The sequence below is a fragment of the Natronorubrum halobium genome (assembly GCF_051351675.1).
Classification (GTDB): domain Archaea; phylum Halobacteriota; class Halobacteria; order Halobacteriales; family Natrialbaceae; genus Natronorubrum.
On record NZ_CP195595.1, the window covers coordinates 4,490,344 to 4,513,937 of the forward strand.

Annotated in this window: 24 protein-coding genes and 1 tRNA gene; 12 read left to right on the forward strand and 13 right to left on the reverse strand. The window is 63.1% G+C overall.

Features of this window, described 5'->3' with window-relative positions:
* Window positions 1–26 precede the first annotated feature (26 nt).
* Window positions 27–1,670, forward strand: a complete 1,644-nt coding sequence (locus ACSFC7_RS22465) for a long-chain fatty acid--CoA ligase (protein ID WP_436345081.1) — start codon at window positions 27–29, stop codon at window positions 1,668–1,670.
* 24 nt (window positions 1,671–1,694) lie between these two features.
* On the forward strand, window positions 1,695–2,915 hold the full coding sequence (locus ACSFC7_RS22470; protein WP_436345083.1) for an acyl-CoA dehydrogenase family protein: 1,221 nt from the start codon (window positions 1,695–1,697) through the stop codon (window positions 2,913–2,915).
* 457 nt (window positions 2,916–3,372) lie between these two features.
* On the opposite strand, the gene ACSFC7_RS22475 is transcribed toward ACSFC7_RS22470, so the two are convergent.
* Window positions 3,373–4,158 carry an SDR family NAD(P)-dependent oxidoreductase gene (locus tag ACSFC7_RS22475; RefSeq protein ID WP_436345085.1) on the reverse strand — a complete coding sequence of 262 codons (786 nt, stop codon included), beginning with the start codon at window positions 4,156–4,158 and terminating at the stop codon, window positions 3,373–3,375.
* Window positions 4,159–4,281: 123 nt separating this feature from the next.
* Here ACSFC7_RS22475 and ACSFC7_RS22480 point away from each other — a divergent pair, with 123 nt between their 5' ends.
* The 3 genes from ACSFC7_RS22480 to ACSFC7_RS22490 all read left to right on the forward strand — a co-directional run bounded on the left by ACSFC7_RS22480 (window position 4,282) and on the right by ACSFC7_RS22490 (window position 6,403).
* Window positions 4,282–5,457 carry a CaiB/BaiF CoA transferase family protein gene (locus tag ACSFC7_RS22480; protein WP_436345087.1) on the forward strand — a complete coding sequence of 392 codons (1,176 nt, stop codon included), beginning with the start codon at window positions 4,282–4,284 and terminating at the stop codon, window positions 5,455–5,457.
* A gap of 120 nt (window positions 5,458–5,577) precedes the next feature.
* Window positions 5,578–5,718 carry a rubrerythrin-like domain-containing protein gene (locus ACSFC7_RS22485; protein ID WP_436345088.1) on the forward strand — a complete coding sequence of 47 codons (141 nt, stop codon included), beginning with the start codon at window positions 5,578–5,580 and terminating at the stop codon, window positions 5,716–5,718.
* A gap of 235 nt (window positions 5,719–5,953) precedes the next feature.
* Window positions 5,954–6,403: a CBS domain-containing protein gene (locus tag ACSFC7_RS22490; protein ID WP_436345090.1), complete on the forward strand. Its 450-nt coding sequence runs from the start codon at window positions 5,954–5,956 to the stop codon at window positions 6,401–6,403.
* Between the two features lie 113 nt (window positions 6,404–6,516).
* On the opposite strand, the gene ACSFC7_RS22495 is transcribed toward ACSFC7_RS22490, so the two are convergent.
* Window positions 6,517–7,035, reverse strand: coding sequence for a gamma carbonic anhydrase family protein (locus tag ACSFC7_RS22495; RefSeq protein ID WP_436345092.1), 519 nt, complete (start codon window positions 7,033–7,035; stop codon window positions 6,517–6,519).
* A 221-nt stretch (window positions 7,036–7,256) separates the two neighbouring features.
* Here ACSFC7_RS22495 and ACSFC7_RS22500 point away from each other — a divergent pair, with 221 nt between their 5' ends.
* Window positions 7,257–8,072: a helix-hairpin-helix domain-containing protein gene (locus tag ACSFC7_RS22500; RefSeq protein WP_436348019.1), complete on the forward strand. Its 816-nt coding sequence runs from the start codon at window positions 7,257–7,259 to the stop codon at window positions 8,070–8,072.
* Between the two features lie 23 nt (window positions 8,073–8,095).
* On the opposite strand, the gene ACSFC7_RS22505 is transcribed toward ACSFC7_RS22500, so the two are convergent.
* Window positions 8,096–8,359 (reverse strand): hypothetical protein, encoded by a 264-nt coding sequence (locus ACSFC7_RS22505; RefSeq protein ID WP_436345094.1) that lies wholly within the window; start codon window positions 8,357–8,359, stop codon window positions 8,096–8,098.
* Window positions 8,360–8,502: 143 nt separating this feature from the next.
* Here ACSFC7_RS22505 and ACSFC7_RS22510 point away from each other — a divergent pair, with 143 nt between their 5' ends.
* Together ACSFC7_RS22510 and ACSFC7_RS22515 are read left to right on the forward strand one after the other, a co-directional pair.
* Complete coding sequence (locus tag ACSFC7_RS22510; RefSeq protein ID WP_436345096.1) at window positions 8,503–9,168, forward strand: metallophosphoesterase family protein; 666 nt, start codon at window positions 8,503–8,505, stop codon at window positions 9,166–9,168.
* 72 nt (window positions 9,169–9,240) lie between these two features.
* Complete coding sequence (locus tag ACSFC7_RS22515) at window positions 9,241–10,155, forward strand: phosphatase PAP2 family protein (RefSeq protein WP_436345098.1); 915 nt, start codon at window positions 9,241–9,243, stop codon at window positions 10,153–10,155.
* Between the two features lie 84 nt (window positions 10,156–10,239).
* Here the strand turns inward: ACSFC7_RS22515 and glnA are convergent, their stop codons facing one another.
* Window positions 10,240–11,595: a type I glutamate--ammonia ligase gene (gene glnA / locus ACSFC7_RS22520; protein WP_436345100.1), complete on the reverse strand. Its 1,356-nt coding sequence runs from the start codon at window positions 11,593–11,595 to the stop codon at window positions 10,240–10,242.
* A gap of 126 nt (window positions 11,596–11,721) precedes the next feature.
* Here glnA and lrp point away from each other — a divergent pair, with 126 nt between their 5' ends.
* Window positions 11,722–12,183 carry an HTH-type transcriptional regulator Lrp gene (gene lrp / locus ACSFC7_RS22525; RefSeq protein WP_436345102.1) on the forward strand — a complete coding sequence of 154 codons (462 nt, stop codon included), beginning with the start codon at window positions 11,722–11,724 and terminating at the stop codon, window positions 12,181–12,183.
* A gap of 85 nt (window positions 12,184–12,268) precedes the next feature.
* Here lrp and ACSFC7_RS22530 read toward each other — a convergent pair whose 3' ends face one another.
* The 9 genes from ACSFC7_RS22530 to ACSFC7_RS22570 all read right to left on the reverse strand — a co-directional run bounded on the left by ACSFC7_RS22530 (window position 12,269) and on the right by ACSFC7_RS22570 (window position 21,259).
* Complete coding sequence (locus ACSFC7_RS22530) at window positions 12,269–14,197, reverse strand: ABC transporter ATP-binding protein (RefSeq protein ID WP_436345104.1); 1,929 nt, start codon at window positions 14,195–14,197, stop codon at window positions 12,269–12,271.
* A gap of 127 nt (window positions 14,198–14,324) precedes the next feature.
* On the reverse strand, window positions 14,325–15,377 hold the full coding sequence (locus tag ACSFC7_RS22535) for a CARDB domain-containing protein (RefSeq protein WP_436345106.1): 1,053 nt from the start codon (window positions 15,375–15,377) through the stop codon (window positions 14,325–14,327).
* A gap of 112 nt (window positions 15,378–15,489) precedes the next feature.
* Window positions 15,490–15,630, reverse strand: a complete 141-nt coding sequence (locus ACSFC7_RS22540) for a hypothetical protein (RefSeq protein WP_175529210.1) — start codon at window positions 15,628–15,630, stop codon at window positions 15,490–15,492.
* 461 nt (window positions 15,631–16,091) lie between these two features.
* Window positions 16,092–17,759, reverse strand: coding sequence for a thermosome subunit beta (gene thsB, locus ACSFC7_RS22545; RefSeq protein ID WP_436345108.1), 1,668 nt, complete (start codon window positions 17,757–17,759; stop codon window positions 16,092–16,094).
* Between the two features lie 243 nt (window positions 17,760–18,002).
* A complete protein-coding gene (locus ACSFC7_RS22550; protein WP_436345110.1) occupies window positions 18,003–18,716 on the reverse strand; it encodes an SOS response-associated peptidase in 714 nt (237 codons plus the stop codon).
* A gap of 462 nt (window positions 18,717–19,178) precedes the next feature.
* Complete coding sequence (locus ACSFC7_RS22555) at window positions 19,179–20,297, reverse strand: RNA-guided endonuclease InsQ/TnpB family protein (RefSeq protein WP_436348021.1); 1,119 nt, start codon at window positions 20,295–20,297, stop codon at window positions 19,179–19,181.
* 196 nt (window positions 20,298–20,493) lie between these two features.
* Window positions 20,494–20,574: transfer RNA gene (locus ACSFC7_RS22560), tRNA-Ser, on the reverse strand.
* Window positions 20,575–20,601: 27 nt separating this feature from the next.
* A complete protein-coding gene (locus tag ACSFC7_RS22565) occupies window positions 20,602–20,808 on the reverse strand; it encodes a hypothetical protein (RefSeq protein WP_436348023.1) in 207 nt (68 codons plus the stop codon).
* A 70-nt stretch (window positions 20,809–20,878) separates the two neighbouring features.
* Window positions 20,879–21,259 carry a Rid family detoxifying hydrolase gene (locus tag ACSFC7_RS22570; protein ID WP_436345112.1) on the reverse strand — a complete coding sequence of 127 codons (381 nt, stop codon included), beginning with the start codon at window positions 21,257–21,259 and terminating at the stop codon, window positions 20,879–20,881.
* Between the two features lie 82 nt (window positions 21,260–21,341).
* On the opposite strand from ACSFC7_RS22570, the gene ACSFC7_RS22575 reads away from it, so the two are divergent.
* The 3 genes from ACSFC7_RS22575 to ACSFC7_RS22585 all read left to right on the forward strand — a co-directional run bounded on the left by ACSFC7_RS22575 (window position 21,342) and on the right by ACSFC7_RS22585 (window position 23,210).
* Window positions 21,342–22,163, forward strand: a complete 822-nt coding sequence (locus tag ACSFC7_RS22575) for a helix-turn-helix transcriptional regulator (protein ID WP_436345114.1) — start codon at window positions 21,342–21,344, stop codon at window positions 22,161–22,163.
* Window positions 22,164–22,423: 260 nt separating this feature from the next.
* Window positions 22,424–22,636, forward strand: coding sequence for a DUF1059 domain-containing protein (locus ACSFC7_RS22580; protein WP_436345116.1), 213 nt, complete (start codon window positions 22,424–22,426; stop codon window positions 22,634–22,636).
* Window positions 22,637–22,670: 34 nt separating this feature from the next.
* Window positions 22,671–23,210: a hypothetical protein gene (locus tag ACSFC7_RS22585; protein WP_436345118.1), complete on the forward strand. Its 540-nt coding sequence runs from the start codon at window positions 22,671–22,673 to the stop codon at window positions 23,208–23,210.
* The last annotated feature ends 384 nt before the right edge of the window (window positions 23,211–23,594 follow it).

The window sequence follows — 23,594 nt, forward strand, 5'->3', positions numbered from 1 at the left end:
TTTGACCGTCAATATTTGCCTCAACCATGATGGGTGTACAGTTAACACTTGACAAGATCCTCGAGCGCGCGGTCGACCTCTTTCCGGAGCGAGAGCTGGTCACGAAGCTCCCCGACGGGAGTACGCACCGGTACACGTACGCCGACGCGTACGGGCGGATCTGCCAGCTCGCCCACGCGCTCGACGAACTGGGACTTGAGGACGGCACGCGAGTCGGCGTGGTCGCGACGAACCACTACCGGCACTTCGAACTCTACTTCGGCCCGGCCTGCTCGGAGCGATCGATCCACATGTGCAACATGCGGCTGCCGGATCACCACTTCGTCCACACGATCGACGACGCCGAGGACGAGGTGCTCTTCGTCGATCCGGCGTTCGTCGAGAAGGTCGAGGCGAACGCCGACGAGTTCGAGACCGTCGAGCAGTACGTCGTGCTCGGGAGCGAGGAGGCGGTTCCGGAGACCGACCTCGAGCCGGTGACCGACTACGAGTCGCTGATCGCGGACCACCCGACCGAGTACGACTGGCCCGACATCGACGAGGACGCGGAGTACGGCATGTGCCACACGTCGGGCACGACGGGTCTCCCGAAGGGCGTTCCCTACACCCACCGGGCGATGTACCTTCACAGCGTCATGGGCGGCCACGTCGACGCCAACGCGATCGGCGAGCGCGACACCGTGCTCCCGGTCGTGCCGATGTTCCACGCCAACGGCTGGGGAATCCCCTACGGGGCGACGTTCGTCGGCGCGAAGCAGGTGTTCCCCTCGGTCCACACCGATCCCGAGTCGATCGCCCACCTGATCGACGAGGAGGCGGTGACGTTCTCGGCGGCCGTACCGACGATCTGGCTCGAGATGGCCGAGTACCTGGACGACAATCCCGAGGTCGACATCTCGAACATCGACCGGCTGACGGTCGGCGGCTCCGCACCCCCGGAGTCGCTCATCCGCCGGTACGACGAGGAGTACGACGCGCCGATCCTCCAGGGCTGGGGGATGACCGAGACGTCGCCGTTGGGTACGCTCAGCACCCTCCGAAAGGAGGTCGCGGAGCTGCCGGCCGACGAGCAGTACGAGTACCGCGCGATGGCCGGCTTCCCCGTGCCGGGGATGCAGGTCCGCGTGATCGGTGACGACGGCGAGGAGGTCCCGCGGGACGGCGAGACGATGGGCGAACTCGAGGTTCGCAGCCCCTGGGTGACCGACCACTACCACAACCGTCCCGAGGAGAACGAGCACGCGTTCACGGAGGACGGCTATCTTCGGACGGGAGACGTCGCCGTGCGGAACGAACTCGGCTACGTCGACGTGGTGGATCGGGACAAGGACATGATCAAGTCCGGCGGCGAGTGGATCTCCTCCGTGCAACTCGAGAACGAACTGATGGCCCACGAGGGCGTCGCGGAGGCCACGGTCGTCGCGGTCGAACACGAGCGCTGGCAGGAACGGCCCCTCGCCGTCGTCGTCCCGACGGCGGGTGCGGAGCTCTCCGAAGACGACCTCGAGGCCCACCTCGCCGAGACGTTCCCCGACTGGTGGCTCCCCGACGCCTACGAGTTCATCGAGGAGATTCCCAAGACCTCGACCGGCAAGTTCGACAAGAAACGACTGCGCGACCGCTTCGACGTCGTCCTCGAGGCAGAAGCGGAGGGGGACGCTGAAGCTTAAGCCGTTCCACACGGTCGTCGATGTATGTCAACGAACACCACTAGCGGCGTGAGCTTCGCCGTCGACGGCGAAACGCAACTGATCCTCGACAGTCTCGACGAGTTCGTCGCACAGGAGGTCGAACCGATCGTCGACGACCTCGGCGACACCTACACCAACCCGCGAAAGGGCCACCGCGAGGACGGTCGGTGGACCGACGAGTTGCTCGAGGCCCGCGACGAAATTCGACGCCGGTCTGCAGAGGCCGGCTTCTACGCGATGAACCTGCCCGAGGACGTCGGCGGCGAGGACGTCTCACCGGTCACCTGGTATCGGGCGAAAAAACGCGTCGCATCCCACGGTCCCGGAATGGCTCGCTACGTCCTCGCCGGGCCGGAGGGCCCGAAGCCGCTCCTGTTGCAGGCCGAGGGCGAGCAGCGAGAGCGGTACCTCGAGCCGACCGTTCGGGCGGAGAAGTCCACGGCGTTCGCCCAGACCGAACCCGGTGCGGGCTCCGACTCGCCGAACATGGAGACCACTGCTGAGAGAGACGGGGACGAGTGGGTGCTCGACGGTCGCAAGCAGTGGATCACCAACGCGCCGTACGCGGACTTCGTCCAACTCTTCGCGCGAACGACGCCACAGGAGGAGGCTGGCCGGTACGGCGGCATCACGTGTTTCATCCTCGAGCGCGGGGAGTACGAACTCGGCTCGTTCAACAACGCCGTCGGCTCGGTCGGCTCGCAGGCCGAGATCGTTCTGGACGAGGTGCGGATCCCGGAGGGGCGCGTGCTCGGTGAGGTTGACGGCGCCTTCTACGCGGCGATGGACTTTCTCTCGCTCGGGCGGCTCGAACTAGGTGCAGAAGCCGTCGGCTACAGCGAGTTTTTGCTGGAGAAGACCACCGAGTACGTCACCGAGCGCGAGGCGTTCGGCCGGTCGATCGGGGACTTCCAGCAGGTCTCGGCGAAACTCGCTCGCGGAAAGGCGAAGACGTACGCCGCCGACGCGGCGGGGCTCAAACTGGCCTGGAAGATGGCGCAGGATGAGCGGACCGTGATGGACTCGTCCGTGTTGAAGTGGTTCGCCACGAACGTCATGTGGGAGGTCGCCGATGCCGCCGTCCAGGTCAACGGCGCGAACGGGCTGGCCGAGGAGAACCCGTACATGGACCTGCTCCACCAAGCGCGGATCCTGCGGATCGTCGAGGGCACCGACGAGATCCAACTCAACACGATCGCGAAGTCGATGGGGATCACGGACTGATCGGCTATTAGCAGTTCAGTGGTTCAATTAGGTGTGCGTTCAGCGATCCGTCGAAATCCCACTCGCCGGATGAGTTTTGCTGCAACGACTGTCTACTATAGGGACCTACTGGGTCCCACTGGTTCTATTAAAAGAGACGTATCCGAGAAGTGTTCCAAGCGTTAAGAATAGCCCACCCAAAATCATCAGAAACGGGATAGCACTTTGTTCTACGCCGCTCAGGTGCTCCTCAATTGTCAGCAACCCACCTACTAACGAAATATGTAGTCCGATAAGACTAATATGTATTTTCTCCATGTAATGGGATAGAATAGTAACAAATAAAAATTCATCTGCTTCCGAGGGAACTGCAGGATTCAGATTCGATGATGAGGAGACCTATACAAACTGGGAAAATTCTATTCGTGACGATTTCGATTGTTGGGATGACGATACTACAACACGCAAAATAGTGCCCTCAGAAACTAAAGAGGTCGACGCCGCCCGTGACGCCGATCACCTGGCCGGTGACGTACGACGCCTGCTCTGAACAGAGATAGGTGACCATGTTGGCGACGTCCTCCTCCGTCCCGAGGTGGCGCATCGGGGTCGCTTCAGCGATCCGTGCGTAGTACTCGTCGACGTTCTCGCGGAGTTCGTCGGGATCCATGTCGGCCCAGTCGCCGACGACGATGTTCGGCGCGATGACGTTCGACGTGACGCCCGACTGGGCGCCCTCGAGCGCCATCGTCCGACCCAGCCCGATCATCGCGGCCTTCGTCGCCGAGTACGAGAGCTGTCCGAACCCGCCGTACCAGCCGGCCATCGAGGACATGTTGACGACGCGGCCCCAGCCGCGTTCGCACATCTCCGGAAAGACTTCCTTGCTGACGTTGTACGTGCCGGTCAGGTTGATCTCGACGTCGCGGTTCCAGATGTCGTCGTCGTAGTCGCCGATCCGCGAGCGGGCGTCGACCATCGCGGCGTTGTTGACCAGCACGTCGACCCCGCCGAACTCGTCGCGTACCGCGGCCATCGAGTCGCGGACGTCGTCCGCGTCGGTCAGATCGCACTCGAGGGCCATCGCGTCGCCCGCGTCTGCCGTCTCCTCGATCTCGTCAGCGACCTCGCTCGCCCCGTCGGCGTCGACGTCGAGGACGACGACGTTCGCCCCCTCGTTCGCGAGGAGTCGGCAGTCGGCGCTTCCGATTCGTCCGGCACCGCCGGTGACGACGGCGGTTCTGTTCTGTAATCCGAAGTCCATAGATCGCTGGGTATTCCACCGACGGAGGTAATACTTTGGGAGAGAACGACACGCGCGCTGCTGTTTCGCGAAGCCCTCGGGCCATCCCATACGATGAAGTACCGGTACATCGAGGACTCGGCCATGAGACTCGATGGCGTTCGCGTGCTCGATCTCTCGCGGCTGTTGCCCGGGCCGTACGCGACGCAGTTACTGGCCGATTCGGGCGCCGAAGTCGTGAAAGTGGAGGATACCGATGCGGGCGATTACGCTCGGTCCATGGGTCCACAGGCATCCCGTGGGTTCGGCGCGATCTTCGAGATGGTGAATCGGGGCAAGCGTAGCGTCGCGATCGACCTGAAGAGCGAGGACGGCCGGAACGCGTTCTACCGCCTCGTCGAGGACGCCGATGTCGTCCTCGAGGGGTTCCGCCCCGGCGTCGTCGATCGACTGGGGATCGACTACGAGACCCTCTCCGAGTACAACGAGGAGGTGGTCTACTGTTCGCTCACTGGCTACGGACAGGAGGGTCCCTGGGCGGACCGCGCCGGACACGACCTCAACTACGTCGCGCTGGCCGGACTGCTCGACATGACTCGAGAGTCGCCGGACGAAAAACCGCAGATGCCCGGCTACCCCATCGGCGACATGGCCGGCGGCCTGTTCACGGCGTTCGCCGTCGTCGAAGCGTTGCTCGCTCGCGAACTCGGAACTAGCGGCGGCGAGCACATCGACATCGCGATGGCCGACGTGGTGGCGTCGTTCGCCCAACCGGTCGCCCACCAGGCCCTCACCGGCGACCCCGCCGAACCGCGGCCCGGAGCGACGCCGCTGACGGGCGGCGTTCCGTGGTACGACAGCTACGAGACCGCCGACGGGAAGTGGGTGACGCTGGCGGCCCTCGAGCCCCAGTTCTGGCAGGCATTCTGCGACGCCGTCGACCGGGACGACCTCGTCGACGAACACGGATCGTCGGATCCCGACGTCCTCGAGGCGCTCGAGGACGAACTCCGCGACCTCTTTCGCGAGCGCACGCGAGACGAGTGGGAGACCCACCTCGCGGACGTCGACGCGGCGTTCGCCGGCGTCTACTCGCCCGCCGAGATGGTCGATCATCCCCAGTTTCGGGCCCGAGGGATCGTCGAGCGACCGGACGACGCGCCGTCGCGGATCGGATACCCCGCACGCCATCGCACCGATTCGGAGACCACTGCTGAAACCGTTCCAGCACAGGGCGAACACACTCGCCAGTACCTCGCCGATGCGGGGTACGACGACGGGGAGATCGAGGCGTTGCTCGAGGCCGGCGACGTTCGGTGACCCGTCGCCGCGTTTGCGCGGCACGGTGATCCGCCACAGCAGCCATCACCTTCTCATCGAGTTTTGACCAGGAAAATATTTAATATGTGCCACAACATCGCATTCTCTGGTGAACAGTGAATGAAACGGTACGAAAAACACTACGAGTGTAGAGATTGTTTAACTGAAGTCCATCCGGTTTCCTATCGGGCAAACTGTCCCGACTGCGGTGGGTCGCTTCGCTCGACGACGGCACGGTACAGTGGTTCCACTGGAAACTAGCGCTACCCCCGTTCTCGTGCCCGCTTCTCCGTGAGGACCGCTCGAGTAGTGACGGCCGGTTGCATCGGCGTCTCCGTCCGACAGTCGGTAATAACGTATTACACCGATTAGGGACAAAAGTGGATATGTAAACTAAAGAGGGCGGATTAACACCACATACACCATCTATATTAGGGAATATAGAGCGTATGTGCACAGCAATTATATGGTGCCATTCGGTACCAGTAGTCAAACGATGATCGAAACACCGATCGAACGCGTGCTGACCCGGACTATCCGAGCGATCCAACCGGCGACGTCCGTGAGCGAAGCCGCACAGCGACTTCGCGATCCCGACGTGTCGGTGCTGGTCGTCCTCGAGGACGAAACCGTGGTGGGTATCGTCACCGAATCGGATATCGTCGCCTTCGTGGCCGAAACGCTCGAGCCGCATCCGGTCGAGGCGGTCATGTCCACACCAGTGACCACCATCTCCCCGAGCGAATCGGTCACGACCGCCGCCGAAACGATGCGAGCGAACGGCGTGAAGCATCTGCCTGTCGTCGAGGGCGGGACCTACTGTGGCCACGTCTCGATTTCGACGCTCGCGCCGTACCTCTCGCGTCACCGACTCGAGATCGACTGGCAAGACGACCCGATCCGAATCGGTGCCGACGACAGTTCCGGAATTCCTGTCAGTGAATAGCGAGCGCGTCGGCTTCTCGTCCGCATCTCCTCGTCTTCTCGACGTTCTCTCGTTGCCTTCGTCCGCGAGACGTCTCGAGCGCGACCCGTTCCGCGCGTTTCCCTCTCGAGCACTCACTCGAACAGGTCCTCGTGTCGCCCGGCGAGGTTCGTGTACTCGCCCGACGCGAACTCCTCGAAGATCGCTTCCGCGTCGATCCCCGTCTCCTCGAGCGGCGTGCTCCTGGCGGGGACGCCGCGAGCGAACGACTCCGGCGGGATGTCGTACTCGTCGGGGATCACCGTGCCGGCGGCGACGACGCTGCCCGCCCCGATCGTCGCCCCGGTGTTGACCGTCGCGTTGAAGCCGACCAGCGCCCGCTCCTCGACGGTCGCCTCGTTGAGGACGGCGCCGTGTCCAACCATGACGCGCTCCTCGAGCGTCGACGCGTGGATCGTGGCGTTGTCGCCGACGTGTGCCTGATGACCGACCCGGACGGGACCGATATCCCCCCGGAGGACGACGCCCGGCCAGACGCTCGCCTCGCTCTCGATCCGGACGTCGCCGACCAGCGTCGCGTCTCGACTCACCGACGCGTCGGCGTCGATCGTCGGCCGTTCGCCCTCGAACTCGTAGGTTCGGCTATCGACCATAGGTGGTCGAACCACGATTCCGCTCATAATACTGAATCACGGTCGTCCTGACAGTCAGTCTCGAGTGAGGGGTGGGCGGAACGCAGTGCCGGCGATAGTTCATTCGGCACCATCTAATACCATACAGATACATTTGAGGGTATGCAAGCCCGGCACTTATCCCCTATCGGCCGCCACCTCTACTCGAGAACATGAGTCAGTCACAATCCCCGATTCGAGCGATGTTCGACGTCCAGCGAACCGCAGTCAAACAGAGCCAGCAGCTGTTCAAGCAGGGACTGGCCACCCAGCGCACCGTCGACACGATGGCGCTCACCGGCCTCAAAGGCCAGGAGTCGCTCCAGCGCCAGCAACTCGAACTCGCGCAGGCGGCCACTCACGGCTACGTCAACACGACGGCCGCACTGTTCCCCAGCGACGAGCCCGCCGACGCCCACCGAACCATCGACGAGACGTTCGCACAGCTGAAAACGACTCACGCCGAGTTCTACGACGCCATCGAGCAGGAACTCGAGCGAGACGTCGACTCCGCGACCGAGCTCTCCGGCGAGTTCGTCGACGTCCTCGACGAGCAGACCGAGCAGCTCCTCGAGATGTCCCACTCGATCGAAGACCAGACGGTCGAGAACGTCGACGAACTCTCGGAGCAGCTCCGCGAGCAACTCGAGCAGACCCAGGAGCTCCAGGACGAACTCGAGGACCAGCTCGAGCGCCAGACCGGCGACGTCGCGGACCTGCTCGAACGGCAGGCCGAACAGGTCGAGCAGTTCCAGCAGCAACTCGAGGAGCAAGCCGAAGAGGTCACCCAGCAGCTCCAGAGCCAGCAGCAGGTCGAGGCGCATACGAAGATCGACACCGACGCTGAGCACACGCTCGAGTCCATCGAGGGTATCGACGCCGAGACCCGTGACCAGCTCTCTGACGCCGGTATCTCGACGATCGACGACCTCGTGCGCGCCGACGCGGAGACCGTCTCCGAGGCCGCCGAGGTCTCGACCAGCGACGCCGAGGAGTGGATCGAACAGGCGGAAGCGTAATCGGAGTGAGGAAGACGGTTTCGTTATTCTGATTCTGTTTTGAGGGTCGGATGGTGTAGTTCGTCGGCACTCGTCAGCGTTTTCGGCCCCCAGATCGCCGTAATGAGAACGACGAATCCGATCAAGAGGACGGTGAAGATGACCTCCGCTCGCGGCACCGTCTCGATGGTCTGGACGGTGAAATTCGTCCACGAGTGCAGGAGGATACTGGCGAGGATGCTGAGTCCCGTCCCGTTGTGCACCCACGTGAACGCCACCGAAAGCGGAACGACCCCAAGCATGAACATACTAGTTGCACGCACTTAACACGGCGTGCTGAACAGGGGCTGTTTGCGGTGTTTTCTGTAAAGACGAGCGTTTTGCTGTCGTGGCGGCCTTGATTTTCACACCCTCCCCAGCCAATTTCCCGCTCGAAACCGTTCATCCAGCCATGCTCGTCCTCGGTGACGTCCACGCGTCCGATCCGGACCGTCGCGAGACCCTGCTCGAGCTGTATCGGTCCCTCGAGCCCGATCACGTGTTACAGGTCGGCGACCTCGAGCACTACGACCTGCCGGCGCCGACGTGGTTCGTCGCGGGCAACAACGAGGACCTCGACGTCGTCGAAGCGATGCGGGCCGGCGAGGAGCCGCCGGGAGCGGCCAACGTCCACCTGCTGGCGAGCACCGTCGCGACGGTCGACGGCTGTCGCGTCGCCGGACTCTCGGGCAACTACGCGCCGACGAAGTACGAGTGCTCGCGGGCGGAACTGGAGGGCGGTAGACGTCGCCACTTCACGCACGAAGACGTCGAACGGGCGGCCGAGCTCACCGATATCGACGTGCTGCTTACCCACGAAGCACCGACCGGTCTCCTCTCGTACGGCTACGATCCCGGCTGCGAGCACGTGAACGGCCTCCTAGAGGCGCTTTCGCCGTCGCTCTGTCTGGTCGGCCATCACGAGCGTCACCGCGAGGCCGAGATCGCGGGGACGACCGTCGTGAGTCTCGCTCCCGCCTGGGAACGGTACTACACGCTCGACGGACACGCACTCGAGGGCGAGACGATCCAACTCGAGGCCCACGACGACGATTTCGCCCCTCCGGACTCCCGGTGACCGGACGGCGAGCGTCGAAAATACGCGCCGTACCGACGCGTATAATTACACGTCGGACGGATGATACCAGTAATGTGGTTCGAGTCGGCGTACGTCGAAGCCGTGCGGGACGCCTTTCCCGAGTGGATGGCGTTCTGTTTCGCGTTTCTCTCGTATCTCGGTAGCGTCTGGTTCGTCGTCCCGATCACGGTGTCGCTGTACTGGTTTCACGACCGACACCGGTTCGGCCCGTGGCTGGGCGTCGTCGTCGGGTGTTACGGCCTCATGCACGCGCTCAAAGGCCTGTTCGAGACGCCGCGGCCGGGCGTCGGTCCCGCGATCGCCCCCGATAGTCTCCCGACGCTCGTTGCGGTGGTGTACGCGCCGCTCGTCGAAGTCGGGACGACCAGTTTCCCCAGCGGCCACGTCCTCGCCGCGACGGTCGTCTGGACGATGCTCGCCCTCGAGATCGGCGTCGGCACGACGCGACGATCGCTCGTCAGCGCGGCCGTGATCGTCGTGCTCGTCGGGATCGCTCGGATCGGTGCGGGTCTCCACTTCCCGATCGACGTGATCGCCGGGGCGGTCGCCGGCGTCTGTTACCTGCTCGTCGTGCTGGCTGTACGGCGTCGGGAGCGAGAGTGGGGGAGTCGCGCGACGACGAGTGCGACGTTCGCCATCGGTGCGGGACTGGCGCTCTTGTCGTTCGCGATCGACCCGTACTCGACCCCGGCGGCGCTGTTCGGCGGCGGTCTCGGCGGGTTGGCCGTCTGGCGATACGCGCCGCCGCCCCGGGGTTCCTGGTCAGTGACCGGACGAACCGTCGCTGCCGTCCTCCTGGGACTGACGGCGCTCGCGCTCGTCGGTACCGTGGGAGCCGTCGTCGACGTCACGCTCGGCTGGATGGGCGTCGGATTCGCTGCCGGCGTGATCGTCGTCGGCCTCCCGCGGGTCGTCGCCGCGCCGAACGCACCACTGAAACGGAACCTCGCCGACTTCCGGCGCTGACTGGGGTCCTCGAGTCACGAGACGGACCGCGAAGAACGGAGAAAAACCGCAGATCGCCGAATCGACGTCGTACGCCGCGTGGCCTCAGAACGTCTCGAGGTAGCGGTCGAGTTCCCAGTCGGAGACGTCGACGAGGTAGTCCTCGAACTCCTGGCGCTTGGCTTCGACGAACTTCGACGCGATGTGTTCGCCGAGCGCGCTGGAGATGGCCTCGTCCGCCTCGAGGGCCTCGACGGCTTCGCCGAGGTTCGCCGGGAGGGTATCGATGCCGTACTCGTCGCGTTTCGCCTCGTCGAACTCGTAGATGTTCTCGCGAACCGGGTCGGGCGCCTCGAGGTCCTGCTGGACGCCGTCGAGACCGGCGTGGATCATGACGGCGAGTGCGAGGTAGGGGTTACAGGACGGGTCGGGCGAGCGCAGTTCGACGCGCGAAGCGGCCGGGACGCGAGCGGCCGGTTTGCGGATCAGGGCCGAGCGGTTGCGGTCGGACCAGGCGACGTAGACGGGTGCCTCGTAGCCGGGAACGAGACGCTTGTAGCTGTTGACCGTCGGGTTGGCGATGGCCGTGATCGCCGGTGCGTGCTCGAGGATGCCCGCGAGGAACGAGTGAGCGGTGTCGCTCAGGTCGAACTCGTCGTCACCGTCGTGGAACGCGTTCTCGCCGTCCTCGGTGAACAGCGAGAGGTGCGTGTGCATCCCCGAGCCGTTGATCTTCGGGATCGGCTTGGGCATGAACGTCGCGTGCTGGTCGTGCTGTGCGGCGATGGCACGAACGACGGTGCGGAACGTGGCGACGTTGTCGGCCGTCGTCAGCGCGTCGTCGTACTCGAAGTTGATCTCGTGTTGTCCCTGTGCGACCTCGTGGTGGCTGGCTTCGATCTCGAAGCCCATGCTCTCGAGGCCGTAGATGATGTCGCGGCGGACGTCGCTCGCGAGGTCTTTCGGGGCGAGGTCGAAGTAGCCGCCCTGGTCGCCGGTTTTGGTCGTCGCGCGACCCTCTTCGTCCTCCTCGAAGAGGAAAAACTCCGGTTCCGGCGCGGCGTTGACCTCGTAGCCCATCTCGTCGGCGCGGTCGAGCGCGTTCTTGAGAACGCGTCGCGGGTCGCCCTCGAAGGGTTCGCCCGTCGACGTGTTGTAAACGTCACAGATCATTCGGGCTGCGGCACTCTCGTCCTTCTGGCGCCACGGCAGGATTGCGAACGTCTCCGGATCGGGAACCAGACGCATGTCCGATTCCTGAATGCGCACGAAGCCCTCGATCGAAGAGCCATCGAAGTAGATACCGTCGCTAAAGGCTTTCTCGGCCTGTCGAGCCGGAACAGAAACGTTTTTTACAGTTCCAAGAATATCGGTAAATTGGAGTCGAAGGAAGTCAACGTCGTTCTCCTCGATTTCGTCAAGTACGGCCCGTTCGGCCTCAGTAATGTTTCCGCTTGTCATCTTTCTCGTCGTGGTATCCAAGTAACTCTGCTACTAAAACCCTGCTGTTCCAAGCAAATCTTCGGTCCTCCCTCTGAAACTGCATATTCGTAAAGTTCTAAAGGCTTCAGTGAGAGGGTGGACGTGATGACGTACGAAAATCTCGATGCAAAACTAGTGAATGCACTCCTCGGCGATGGCCGGGCGAGCCTCCGGAGTCTCGCCGAGGAGCTCGACGTCTCCGTCACTACCGTTTCGAATCACCTCTCCGATCTCGAGGACGAAGGAGTAATCGAGGGCTACACACCCCGGGTGGATTACGATGCGGTCGGCTACGACGTCACGGCCGTCATCCAGTTGCAGGTCGAAGGGAACGCGCTGCCGGACGTCACCGACACGCTGCGCGACCACCGCCAGATGATCAGCGTCTACGAGGTCACCGGCGACTACGACGTGATCGCCATCGGGAAGTTCGAAGACACCGACGGCATGAACGACCAGATCAAGTCCCTGCTCACCGATCCGGATATCAAGGCCTCGAACACGAGCGTCGTCCTGAACTCGGTCAGCGAGAACGCACAGTTCGAACTCGACGTCAGGGAGTCCTGAGCGGATTGGTTAGCTGCCGGAACGCCGTATTCTGCGCGTCAGCATCATCATTTCGACCGACTTGAGTGCCACAGTTTGGCTCCGATCAGTAGTCCCCGTCGACCAGCGCTTCGGCAGCCGTTTCGCGATCCCCGGCCTGTACGTTCCACAGCGTCGCATATCGTCCGTCCATCTCCAGCAGATCCTCGTGTGTCCCCCGCTCGACGATCCGGCCGTCCTCGAGGACGAGAATCGTATCGGCGTCTTTGACCGTCGAGAGCCGGTGTGCGATCGCCAGCGTGGTTCGGTCCTCGGTGAGCCGATCGATCGAGCGCTGGATCTGCAGTTCCGTCTTCGTGTCGACGGCGCTGGTCGCCTCGTCCAGGATGAGAATTTCGGGGTCCGCGAGCACCGCTCGAGCGAGCGCGATCCGCTGGCGCTGGCCGCCCGAGAGTTTGACGCCCCGCTCGCCGACGCGAGTGTCGTACCCGTCCGGAAGCTCACTGGTGAACTCGTGGGCCTGCGCGGCCTCGGCGGCGTCGCGAATGGCCGCGTCGTCGGCATCGAAGTGACCGTAGCGGACGTTCTCGGCGATGGTGCCGTCGAAGAGGAACGTGTCCTGGCTGACGTAGCCGACGGCCGATCGGAGGTCCGCGAGTGCGACGTCTCGGACGTCGTGGCCGTCGATCCGCACGGCGCCATCCTGAGCGTCGTAGAGTCGAAGCAGTAGTTTCAGCACCGTCGACTTGCCCGCCCCGGTCGGGCCGACGAACGCGACCGTGTCGCCCGGTGCGGCCTCGAACGAGACGTCTTCGATGACGGCCTCCTCGAACGCCGTCTCCGCCGCCTCCGCGGTGCGACGGCCCGGCGTGTCGGCGTAGCTGAACGAGACGTCCTCGTAGGTGACGCGACCGTCGACCGACTCGAGAGCGACGGGGTCGTCGGGATCGTCGATGTGGACGGGGATGTCCATCAGGCCGAAAACGCGCTCGCTCGAGGCCTTGGCGTTCTCGTACTGGTCGACGATGTTCGAAACCTCCGCGAGCGGGTCGACGATTCGCTGGGTGAGCATCAGGAAGACGACGAAGTCGCCGACCGAGAGGGTGCCGGTGAGCGGTCCCGGCGCGGCGTCGGTCGTGAGCCAGAGGCCGCCGACGAGGAAGGTCGCGGCGAAGGCGATCCCGGCGAGCAGTTCCATCCCCGGCCGGTAGAGGTAGCTCAGTTTCAGGACGTCCATCGTCCGGTCGAAGAGGTTTCGCGAGGAGTCCCGAACGCGCTCGGTTTCGTAGGTCTCGCTCGAGGTCGACTTGGTCAGGCCCATCCCCGCGATGGCGTTCTCGAGGCGGGTGTTCATCCGTCCCACGGCGGAGCGCTGGCGGACGTAGCGGGGTTCGACGACCCGCATGAACCAGACGGTGAACGCGACCATCGCCGGCACCGCAAAGAGCGTCACGAACGCCAGTTGCCAGTTGAGGTAGAACAGCACGGCCGCGATGCCGCCGACCATCACCAGCAGGCGCGCGGAGTTCATCAGCGCGTTGTCGAGGAACATCTCGAGGTTCTGCGTGTCGTTGTTGAGGACGGCCATGACCTCGCCGGTCTGTTTCTCGTCGAAGAAGGCCGTGTCCAGCCGTTGCATCTTCCGGAAGCAGTCGACCCGCACCGCGTGCATCACGCCGTGAGCGAACAGGTTGGCGGTGACGCCGTAGATCCAGGTGAAGACGGCGACGACGAGGAACGAGACGGCGATCGCCGCGATCGTGAACCAGAACTGTTCGAGACCCCCCGTCGGCAGCCACGCGTCGGGGATCGCCGGCAGTTCGAACGCTCCCGCATCGAGGAAGATCGCGTCGATCGCAACACCGAGCAACAGCGGCGGCACGAGACTCGCCATCCGGGCGACGAAGTTCGCGACCATCCCCGCCGAAAACCAGCCTAACCGGCCGGGTGCGTACTCGCGGAAGAGCCTCGAGAGCGGGCGGTCGACATCCTCGCGGTAGACGTCGAAGGGAGTCTCGTCGTCGTGGGAACTCACTGCTGGGTGGGTTTCGGTTCGAAACGGAAATCTGCCTCGGTTTCGGCGAGCGGAGTACGAGCCGCTCCGCGCCTGCTGGCCGACGCGTTCAGGATTCGACTCCCGGCGAGAAGCAATCGACGCTCGACTATCGGCCCGCAGTTGCGTCGACGACCTCGGCCGGGACCGTCGTGTCGACGGGGTCGTCGAACGCGACGAACTCGACGTCGAAGGTGATCTCGCCGTCGCCGCTCATGTCGTCATCGAACTGCAGTCCGTCGACGTCGTAGGTCGCGGACATGTAGTCGATGCGCGCGGTCGAGAGATCGATTCCGAGTTCGACGGTGACCCGCTCGAGGGCTTCTTCCATCTCGTCCGACTCCTCGTCCTGCTCGCCCGGCGTCACGTCATCGTCGTCGAGGAGCGCCTCAAGCCGGTCGAAATCCTCGATCATCGCCTCGTAGACGACCGTCCCGTTGCTCACCTCGACGGGGTCGTCCTCGACTGCCGCCAGCGGGAACGCGTAGTCGACGGCGACGTCGTCGAACGTCGTGGATTCCGTCTCGTACTCGTACTCGGTGTCGGATCGGTCCCGCTCTCTCGTGTAGCGCGTCCCGTCCTCGTACCACTCCTCTTCGAGCGTGTTGAACTCGAACCCGAGGTACTCCGTGTCGGTCTCGCGGTCGAGGGAGGCCGTCTCGGCCGTCAGATCGTACCGTCCTGTCGCCGTTCCGTCCATCAGTAACTCGGCGTCCTGTCCGTACTCCGATTGCGTCGTCAGATCCATCGCCGTCCGCTCGCGGGTCTCGTACGTCTCGAGGTCTGCCATCGCCTCGGCGACAGCCGACAGCGGACTCTCGAGGACGGTCACGGATGTCTCGGCCTCGCCGACCGACACCTCGTACTCGCCGGACTCCTCGAACGCGTGCTCGAAGGTGACGGACTCCGTCTCGTCGGGCTCGAGACTCACGTTCTCCGTCGCGATCGTCTCGCCGTCTACCACGAAATCGACGGAGTGCGCACCCGCCTCGCCACCGTCGTTGGAGACGGTCGCCGTCGCCTCGTAGGACGTGTTTACGAGCGTTTCGTCGGCACTGTCGTCGACCGCCACGGAGAACTCGGCCGTCTCTTCGGACGCCGCACACCCCCCGAGTAGCACGATCGTCACGACCAGCGCAACCCCGATCCAGATCCGTTTCATACTCGAGAGTCATATCGCTGTCTAAAGAATGTTCGTGTTACTGACTGGTTGGAGAATCGGCGTTCCCGCGAGTGAGTTCGGTAGCCTCGAACGGAACCGCTTCGCACGACACCTACCGAATGTACAGAATCATCGCACCGAGCGCGAGGAGCAGGAGCCCCCACCAGAGCGAATCGCCGGGCATGAGCTTCAGGATGAGCGTGACGATGCCGGAGGAGAACAGCGACCAGCCGATAGTCGTTTGATAGGTCATGGAAGTCGTACGAGAGCGAGCACAAAAGATCACCGGCTTGCCAGAAATTAGGAGTGAGTCCGACGCCGAATCTGTGGAATTTTCCACAGAGCGCAACGGTACCTGAGTGACGTTCAATAGCTTCTATCGGCGAACGAGCGATTCGGAGAACCCGAGGGGTGCGCGGTTCGGAGCGAACGAAGTGAACGAGAACCGCGAAATTGCGAACGGGAACGGAGTGACCGTGAGTGACGCCGTTCACCGAGCGAAGCGCGGTTCGGAGCCCGAAGGGCGAGAACCGCGGAACGCGAACGGGCGGAACCCGTGAGCGCTCCGCGCTCGGGCCGACGAGCGACCGGGGCGCGGCGCGTAGCGCCGCGGAAAGACGAACGGCGGTAGCCGTGAGTCAGGGAGCGAGGAGTGCTTTTATACTAAATTTTGCCGAGGGCCGGCGTCGCCGGCCCGTAGAGCAAAATTTAGTTCTACATCATGCCGCCCATACCGCCGCCCATGCCGCCCATGCCGCCGGCACCGCCGGGGGCGCCTTCCTCGTCGCCGCCCTTGTCGGTCGACAGGTCGCCGGCGGAGATGATGTCGTCGATCTTGAGCACGAGGTTAGCCGCTTCGGAGGCGGAGGTGACGGCCTGCTCCTTGGCGTGAGCCGGTTCGACGACCCCTGCCTCGAAGGTGTCCTCGACGTCGCCCGAGAAGACGTTCAGTCCGGCCGTGACGTCGCCCTCGTCGTGGGCTGCACGCAGGTCGACGAGCGTGTCGATGGAGTCGAGGCCGGCGTTCTCGGCGAGCACGCGCGGGACGAGCTCGAGCGAGTCGGCGAAGGCCTCGACGGCGAGCTGTTCGCGGCCGGAGACGCTGTCGGCGTAGTCGCGCAGACGCGAGGCGAGTTCGACTTCGGTCGCACCGCCGCCGGCCAGCACGCGGCCGTCGGAGACGGTCTGTGCGACGACGTCGAGTGCGTCGTTGACGCCGCGCTCGAGTTCGTCGACGACGTGGTCGGTCGAGCCGCGCAGCAGGAGGGTGACGCCGTGTGCGTCGTCGCCCTCGACGTAGAACAGTTCGTCCTCGTCGTCGCGGGTGACGTCACCGAAGCCGAGGTCGTCCTCGGTTACGCTCTCGAGGTCGGAGACGACGTTCGCGTTGACGACTTCCGAGAGGAACTCGAGGTCGGACTTCTTGGCGCGGCGGACGGCCAGAATGTCCTCCTTGGCGAGGTAGTGCTGGGCGAGGTCGTCGATGCCCTTCTGGCAGAAGACGACGTCGGCGCCGGTGTCGACGATGCGCTGGACCTTGTCCTTGAGCTGTTTCTCCTCGCGGTCGAGGAACTTCTGGAGCTGGTCCGGGTCGGTGACGGAGACTTCGGTGTCGACGTCGGTCTCCTCGACCTCGATGGCCTCGTTCAGCAGCAGGATGTCGGCGTCCGTCGCCTCGGTAGGCATGTTGTCGTGGACGGGGTCCTTGTCGATGATGCCACCGACGAGGAGGTCGGATTCGCCGACGGCGCGGCCGGTCTGCGTCTCGATGTTGAGGAACTCGAGGTCGACGACCCTGTCGCCGTCCTCGGTTTCGACGGTGACCTGACGGACGGCGTCGACGATAAGCTGCGCGAGGTGTTCCTTGTTGACCTCGGTGCCCTTACCGGTCATCGAGGTTTCGGCGGTCTTCCGGAGGAGTTCCTCGTCCGTCGTGTCGATCTCGGTCGCGATGTCGTCGATCTCGTCGCGAGCCTGCTCCGCGGCCATGTGGAAGCCCTTGATGATCGCCGTCGGGTGGATGTCCTGCTCGAGGAGGTCCTCGGCGTTTTTCAACAACTCGCCGGCGATCGCGACGGCCGTCGTGGTGCCGTCGCCAGCCTCGTCCTCCTGGGTCTCGGCGACTTCGATGATCATCTCGGCCGTCGGGTTGTCGATGTCCATCTCCTGGAGGATGGTGACGCCGTCGTTGGTGATCGTTACCGATCCCATCGAATCGACGAGCATCTTGTCCATCCCTTTCGGGCCGAGTGTCGAGCGGACGGCCTCGGCGACTGCACGGGCCGCGCTGATGTTGTAATCCTGCGCGTCCTTGTCCTTGACGCGCTGGGAATCCTCGCTCATCACGATCATCGGCTGTCCCTGCTGCATTCGCTGGCTCATAGTCAGCTGATTCATTGTTTGTCCTTCTATATAAACTCTTCGCTTTACAGTATCCGTGATGATTAGCCATCGCCGAAAATACATCGAGAAAACCGCCGGAGGGGAAGGAATTATCCAGCAATACTTGGTGCATGGTAACAACCGTCTTGTCGGAACAGACGGCGGCCGTATCCGACACATTTAAACGATATTGTGTTGCGGTCGCGGCTCGAGTACGGTTGCAGCCGTTTCGAGAACCTCCAGTTACGACTCCACCGATTCGATCAGCGACGGTTCGTCGGTCGACGGGTCGTTGACCGCACGCGAGACCGGATACGCGCGCAGTTCGTCGGCGGGAGAGGGCTCGAGGAGCGATTTCGGATCGTCGGCCGTCAGCCACTCGCGTTCGCTCTCCGGGTCGAGAATGACCGCCATTCGGTGATGGAGGTCCGAGACGAGGTCGTTCGGCTCCGTCGTGACGATCGTGAACGTCTCGAGCGGTCCGTCCTCACCGTCCTCGTCAGCGACGCCGCCGCCGAAGGCGTCGAGGCCGGCCTGGCTCGTCTCGTCGTCGGGTTCCCAGCGCTCCCAGAGACCCGCCAGCGCGAAGACGCGGTCGTCCTCGAAGGCGACCCGGTACGGCTGCTTTCCTTCGTCCGTCTCGACCCACTCGTAGAAGCCGTCCGCGGGGACGATGCACCGGCGTTGTTCGTACGCCGCCCGGAAACTCGGCTTCTCGTCGATCGTCTCCGCACGCGCGTTGATGAGTCCGTTGCTATCGTCGTCGGCCCACGACGGCACCAGCCCCCACTCGAGGCGCTGGATCGTCTCGGACGCATCGTTCGTGATCACCGGAAGCTGCTGGCCCGGCGCCATATTGTACCGTGGCGTGAACTCCTCGCTCGAGTCCGCGAATCGGGCGTCGAATCGGTCCTCGAGTGCCGCCCGCTCGACCATCAGTGTGTAGCGACCGCACATACTCGGCTAGTCGACTGCCGCGGATATATGGTTGCTCGTTGGGTCCTCGCTCGAGTACTCGAGCGGTATAGAGGGCATACCCGGTACGGACGTCACGGTAGGCGGCGTGTTACCATAGTCGGTCCCGTCGGATCTCTCGACGAGAGCACGATGACCGATCAATACGAAATGCTGGTGTGCGAAAACGGCCTGTTAGAAATTCGCAACCCGGACGATGAAGATCGGTGGATCACGACCGATTCGCCGACAGAGATCAGGCGGTAGCCGATTCGACTCCGTGATACTGCGTGATCGCTCTTTGTCAGTAGATACATTCCCACGTGTCGGTCACTACGTTCACTAGTGATTTGATTTAGAGCTTCCTCGCAAAGCACCAGAACAGGGATATCAACTGCTCCATCGACCAGATGGTGCTTGTCAGTGACCTCGACCTCGATCCCGAACCGGGAGTAGCGTATCGTGCTAGCTCGGTGTCCTCGATCCTGACTTGAGGGCGTATTGACTGACACCCCTCCGCCGTGACGGCTGTTGGCCACGACGGAGATACTGTTCGGCAACGTTCTTGGCTGCGTTGTAATCCGCGTGATTTTGGTTTCCACAGGCCTGACACTCGAATTCGTGTTTCGTACGATTCGAATCTGCTGTGAATCCACATTTGGCGCAACGTCTCGACGTGTTCCGTGGGTTCACCGTGTCCACGAATATGTTCTCGATGTCGGCTTTATATTCGACGTAGCTCTTCAACGTCCGGAACGCCCACTCTGAATGCCAATCAGCCTCGGGCAACTGTGTCCGAATCTCTTCGAGGTCCTCGAGAATGATGCCATCACAATCGTACTCCAGTGCTTCCTCAACGATTCCGTTTACAACTGTATGGAGTACGTGACGTACGTGCCGGCGCTCACATCCGCTTCGCTCTTCGAGCGTTCGATGAGCGGATTGCGTTCCCGTTCGCTGTAAGCCGTTGCGTGTTTTCTCGAATTCGCGGCGGGCATGATTGAGTTTACTCGCGCTGAAAAACTGAGCGGTACTGGTAACGGCGATCTGGTTCACACCAAGATCGACACCAAGAACCGTCCCGTTCGTGGTCGTCGATCCAGTATCGTCCGCTTTCGGTTTGCGGAATCCGAGATGGAGGTACCAGTCACCTTCACGGTAGTGGAGTGTACTCTCCGTGTAGTCCCACTCCTCACTGTCCAGGAATTCGTACTGGTACCCCTCATCCGCTTCTGGAAGGCACAGATCGGCATGGACTCGAGAGTGGTCGCCGAGCGTGGTCAGGGAGACCGTTTCGCGCTCGGAGAATACGTTCATCGAACGCGTGTCGTACGTAATCGACCGTGACGTGAATCGTGGTTTGCTCGCTTTTTTCCCGTTCTGGAGTCTCTCCATACAGGATTTGATAGCCCGTGCAGTTTCGTGGCAGGCAAGTACTGCGTGTTGGCTGCCGAGTGCAGTTTCGTCGCGGATCTGCTCGTATGCGAGCTTTTGTACAGCAGATTTCGTTTGACACGATTGCCACGCGAGATCCGCTGCGAGATTACAACCGTCGCGCCACTCATCGAGAGTCTCGAGCAGTATTCATTCGTCTTCTCGGGTGAGCCCTGTTAATCGCGTGATCGCGGTGCGACGATAGTACGCATCGTTCGACGACACTGTAGTTAACTCTTTGACACTCGAGCATAATTATTATTTTGATTTCCAACCACCAATAAGAATAATATAAAACATTCCGAAGAAGCAAAATCAAGAATTTCGGCCGCTTACCGTGTTGAAACGCCAGGACTGGGATTTGAACCCAGAATCCCAAAGGGAACACGCTTTCCAGGCGTGCGCCTTACCGTTCGGCCATCCTGGCTCGAGTCAACGTTACGTGGTCCGTCGTTTAACTCTTACTTTTACCGTCGCCGCCGTGTGACTCGGTTTCACCCGTCACGCGACGGGCGGACCACGCGGCGATTCGATACTCGAGCAGATACGCACTAACTGCCGTTCCGGCCCCGACGACCACTGCCACGAGTGCAGCCTGGGTGATCGACACGAGCGACTCGACGAACAGCGCGTAACCCTGCACGAGCACCAGGAAGGCCATGAAGCCGACGGCACCCCAGAGCAGGGCAGACGTCACCCGCGGGTCGAGTCCGAACACGCCTCGAGTCACCTCACTCGAGGCTCGCCACGGCTTCGATTTCGACGCCGACGCCCTTGGGCAGGGCGGCGACCTCGACGGCGCTGCGGGCCGGTGGCTCGTCGTCGAAGTAGTTGGCGTAGGTCTCGTTCATCGCCTCGAAGTCGTCGATGTCGTCGAGGAAGACGGTGACCTTGAGCACGTCCGCCGACGTCGCACCGGCTTCGTCGAGGACGCCGTCGAGGTTGTAGAGGGCCTGTTCGGTCTGGACGTCGATGGGTTCGTCCGCGAGCAACTCCCCCTCGGTCGTCAGCGGAATCTGGCCGGCGGTGAACAACAGCGAGCCGTTGCTGGTCGCCTGGCTGTACGCTCCGACCGCGGCGGGCGCGTCGTCGGTCTCGATGATGCGTTTCACGGTAGCTACCTCACCTCGAGGCCGCTTAAAAACGGGGGAACCCCGGGCGAATAGCTATGTCGCTGCTGTGCGTACCAGTACCATGGTTCTGAAAACCGCCGAGTCACCGCTCGACGACGTCGAGTTCCTTGCGCGGTCGGAACACCGCGTCGTCGCGCTCGACGCACTGGCCGAGCAGCCGCAGCGCCGGGCCGACCTTCAGGCACTGACCGACGCGTCGTCGTCTACGATCGGACGGACGCTCCGCGCGTTCGACGAACGCAACTGGATCGGCAGGGACGGCGATCGATACGAGGCGACACAGCTGGGGGCGTTCGTCGCCCGAGGAATGCGAGAGTTGATCGAACGGATCGAAGTCGAACAGCAGCTACGCGACGTCTGGCAGTGGTTCCCCGGCGAAGCGGACGGGTTCTCCATCGAAATGGTTTCCGACGCGACCGTAACGGTCGCCGAGGCCGATGATCCCTACTGTCCGGTGAATCGGTTCGCGTCGCTGCTCCGGGAGACGGACCGGTTCCGGTTCGTCGGCTTCGACATCGCTTTGCTCGAGCCGTGTAAGGACGAGCTTCGTCGGCGAATCGTCGACGGCATGTACACGGAGATCATCGATCCGCCGAGCGTCGCCAGGTATATCATCTCGACCTACCCCGAGCACTGCTCCGATCCCCTCGAGAGCGGCAATCTCACGGTCCGTTTACACGACGACCTGCCGCCGTACGGCGTCAGTCTCTTCGACGACCGCGTCGCCGTCAGCTGTTACGATCAAGACAGCGGTACGGTTCGGGCCCTGATCGATACCGACGCGCCGAAGGCGGTCGAGTGGGCGGATCTGACCTACGAGTCCTACCGACGCGAAGCACGTCCGTTCGCGCTCGAGTCACGCGTTCTCGAGTCGAGCGAGTAACTCCCCGCCCGTCGTGGGTACCTTCCGTACCCCTCGTGGATGCGAGGGGACGCGATCGACTCCGTCCGTTCGTCGCGTCGGCCGCGCCGTCTGAGCGGGCGATGGACGCGGGTGACGTGACGATCTACGCAGCGGCGGCCTCCGCTTGCAGCCAATGACCGCAGGTCGTCGGCTGCATCGGAGTCATCGGCTGCGCGAAAATCGCTAGGTGCCTACATGACGTCCGGACTCGTAGCGTCTCTCGGAAGGTGAGAGAAACCATGGCTACCGACCAGCGAGCGGACGACGGTACGACGGCCTTGCAAGTAGCGTGCGACACGGAAGTTTCGGGATGCGTCTTCCTCATGCGTACCGAAGCGGACGACAAGGAGCGCCTGCTGGAGATCACGCGCGAACACGTCAGAGAACAGCACGGTAAGGAATACAGCCTCGACGAAATCGAAGAGCAACACGTGAACGAAGTCGAGGTGTAACGCGATATCAAGCGAGAAACAATCTGTAAAGACAATGAGCGTAGATCAAACAACAGTTGAGCAACGCGGGACCGGCCACGAACACGGATACGGAGTGCGGACCGGATCGCTCCTGATGGCGCTCGCGGGTATCGCCTTCGTCGGCTACGGGGTGGTCTTCCTCGCCAGAACGTTCTTCGGCACCGGTTTCGAACTCGGCGTCGCGACCCTGAACGGGGTCACTCCGGCGGACCTCGATGCGGTCGATCCCGCCGTCATGCACTACATCAACCACCTCCACGTCGCCACCGCGGCGTTTATCATCGCCACCGGGATCGCCATCACGGCGCTGGCGTGGTATGGCGTGCGAGGTGGACAGCTTTGGGCGTGGGCGACGGCGGTCGTCGCCGCCGTGGTCGGGCTGGGAATCGCCCTTCCGATGCACTACGCGGACCTCTTCGCCCACGACTGGGTGACGCACCTCGGCCCCATCTACCTCGCGACGATCGTGTTCGTCGCGGGAGCCGTCCTCGCGTACCGCGGTCTCCGATCCGAACCCCCGGCGGCGGATCCCGATCGAAACGCCGAGGCCTAACGGTCCCGGCCCGGTTTTTCAGAGATCACGAGTGTGCAGGACGAGCGGCGGCGTACACGCCCGTCCGACTTCGAGAACGCCGCCCCGTTTTTCGCGAGTCGAAGCCCGTCGCGTTGGCCACCCCGACGGTCGACGCCGGTAGCTCCCTCGGCTGTCGAGACGAGGAGACTACCGAGATGCGCTACCGAAGGGGGCTCCGCGTGCAACTGGCGCCCGCTAGGCATCGCTTGCACCGGGGTCAGCAGCTGCAACGGAGCCGGCGGTTGCACAGAAACCACTAGATGCCTACATGATCTGACGTCCCGTAGATGACCCTCGGGGACTCACCCATGAAACACGAACACCAACAGAAGCCGCACAGTACGGATGGCTACCCCGCGCTCC

Excerpts from the sequence above, each read along its gene's own strand:
- ACSFC7_RS22540 (WP_175529210.1), bottom strand. The coding sequence starts at position 15,630 with ATGACCTATCAAACGACTATCGGCTGGTCGCTGTTCTCCTCCGGCATC.
- ACSFC7_RS22535 (WP_436345106.1), bottom strand. The coding sequence starts at position 15,377 with ATGAAACGGATCTGGATCGGGGTTGCGCTGGTCGTGACGATCGTGCTA.
- ACSFC7_RS22585 (WP_436345118.1), top strand. The coding sequence starts at position 22,671 with ATGAGCGTAGATCAAACAACAGTTGAGCAACGCGGGACCGGCCACGAA.
- ACSFC7_RS22470 (WP_436345083.1), top strand. The coding sequence starts at position 1,695 with ATGTCAACGAACACCACTAGCGGCGTGAGCTTCGCCGTCGACGGCGAA.
- ACSFC7_RS22480 (WP_436345087.1), top strand. The coding sequence starts at position 4,282 with ATGAGACTCGATGGCGTTCGCGTGCTCGATCTCTCGCGGCTGTTGCCC.
- ACSFC7_RS22550 (WP_436345110.1), bottom strand. The coding sequence starts at position 18,716 with ATGTGCGGTCGCTACACACTGATGGTCGAGCGGGCGGCACTCGAGGAC.
- lrp (WP_436345102.1), top strand. The coding sequence starts at position 11,722 with ATGACGTACGAAAATCTCGATGCAAAACTAGTGAATGCACTCCTCGGC.
- ACSFC7_RS22565 (WP_436348023.1), bottom strand. The coding sequence starts at position 20,808 with ATGGCCTTCCTGGTGCTCGTGCAGGGTTACGCGCTGTTCGTCGAGTCG.
- ACSFC7_RS22495 (WP_436345092.1), bottom strand. The coding sequence starts at position 7,035 with ATGGTCGATAGCCGAACCTACGAGTTCGAGGGCGAACGGCCGACGATC.
- ACSFC7_RS22515 (WP_436345098.1), top strand. The coding sequence starts at position 9,241 with ATGTGGTTCGAGTCGGCGTACGTCGAAGCCGTGCGGGACGCCTTTCCC.
- ACSFC7_RS22485 (WP_436345088.1), top strand. The coding sequence starts at position 5,578 with ATGAAACGGTACGAAAAACACTACGAGTGTAGAGATTGTTTAACTGAA.
- ACSFC7_RS22575 (WP_436345114.1), top strand. The coding sequence starts at position 21,342 with ATGGTTCTGAAAACCGCCGAGTCACCGCTCGACGACGTCGAGTTCCTT.
- thsB (WP_436345108.1), bottom strand. The coding sequence starts at position 17,759 with ATGAGCCAGCGAATGCAGCAGGGACAGCCGATGATCGTGATGAGCGAG.
- ACSFC7_RS22580 (WP_436345116.1), top strand. The coding sequence starts at position 22,424 with ATGGCTACCGACCAGCGAGCGGACGACGGTACGACGGCCTTGCAAGTA.
- ACSFC7_RS22510 (WP_436345096.1), top strand. The coding sequence starts at position 8,503 with ATGCTCGTCCTCGGTGACGTCCACGCGTCCGATCCGGACCGTCGCGAG.
- ACSFC7_RS22465 (WP_436345081.1), top strand. The coding sequence starts at position 27 with ATGATGGGTGTACAGTTAACACTTGACAAGATCCTCGAGCGCGCGGTC.
- glnA (WP_436345100.1), bottom strand. The coding sequence starts at position 11,595 with ATGACAAGCGGAAACATTACTGAGGCCGAACGGGCCGTACTTGACGAA.
- ACSFC7_RS22475 (WP_436345085.1), bottom strand. The coding sequence starts at position 4,158 with ATGGACTTCGGATTACAGAACAGAACCGCCGTCGTCACCGGCGGTGCC.
- ACSFC7_RS22500 (WP_436348019.1), top strand. The coding sequence starts at position 7,257 with ATGTTCGACGTCCAGCGAACCGCAGTCAAACAGAGCCAGCAGCTGTTC.
- ACSFC7_RS22505 (WP_436345094.1), bottom strand. The coding sequence starts at position 8,359 with ATGTTCATGCTTGGGGTCGTTCCGCTTTCGGTGGCGTTCACGTGGGTG.
- ACSFC7_RS22490 (WP_436345090.1), top strand. The coding sequence starts at position 5,954 with ATGATCGAAACACCGATCGAACGCGTGCTGACCCGGACTATCCGAGCG.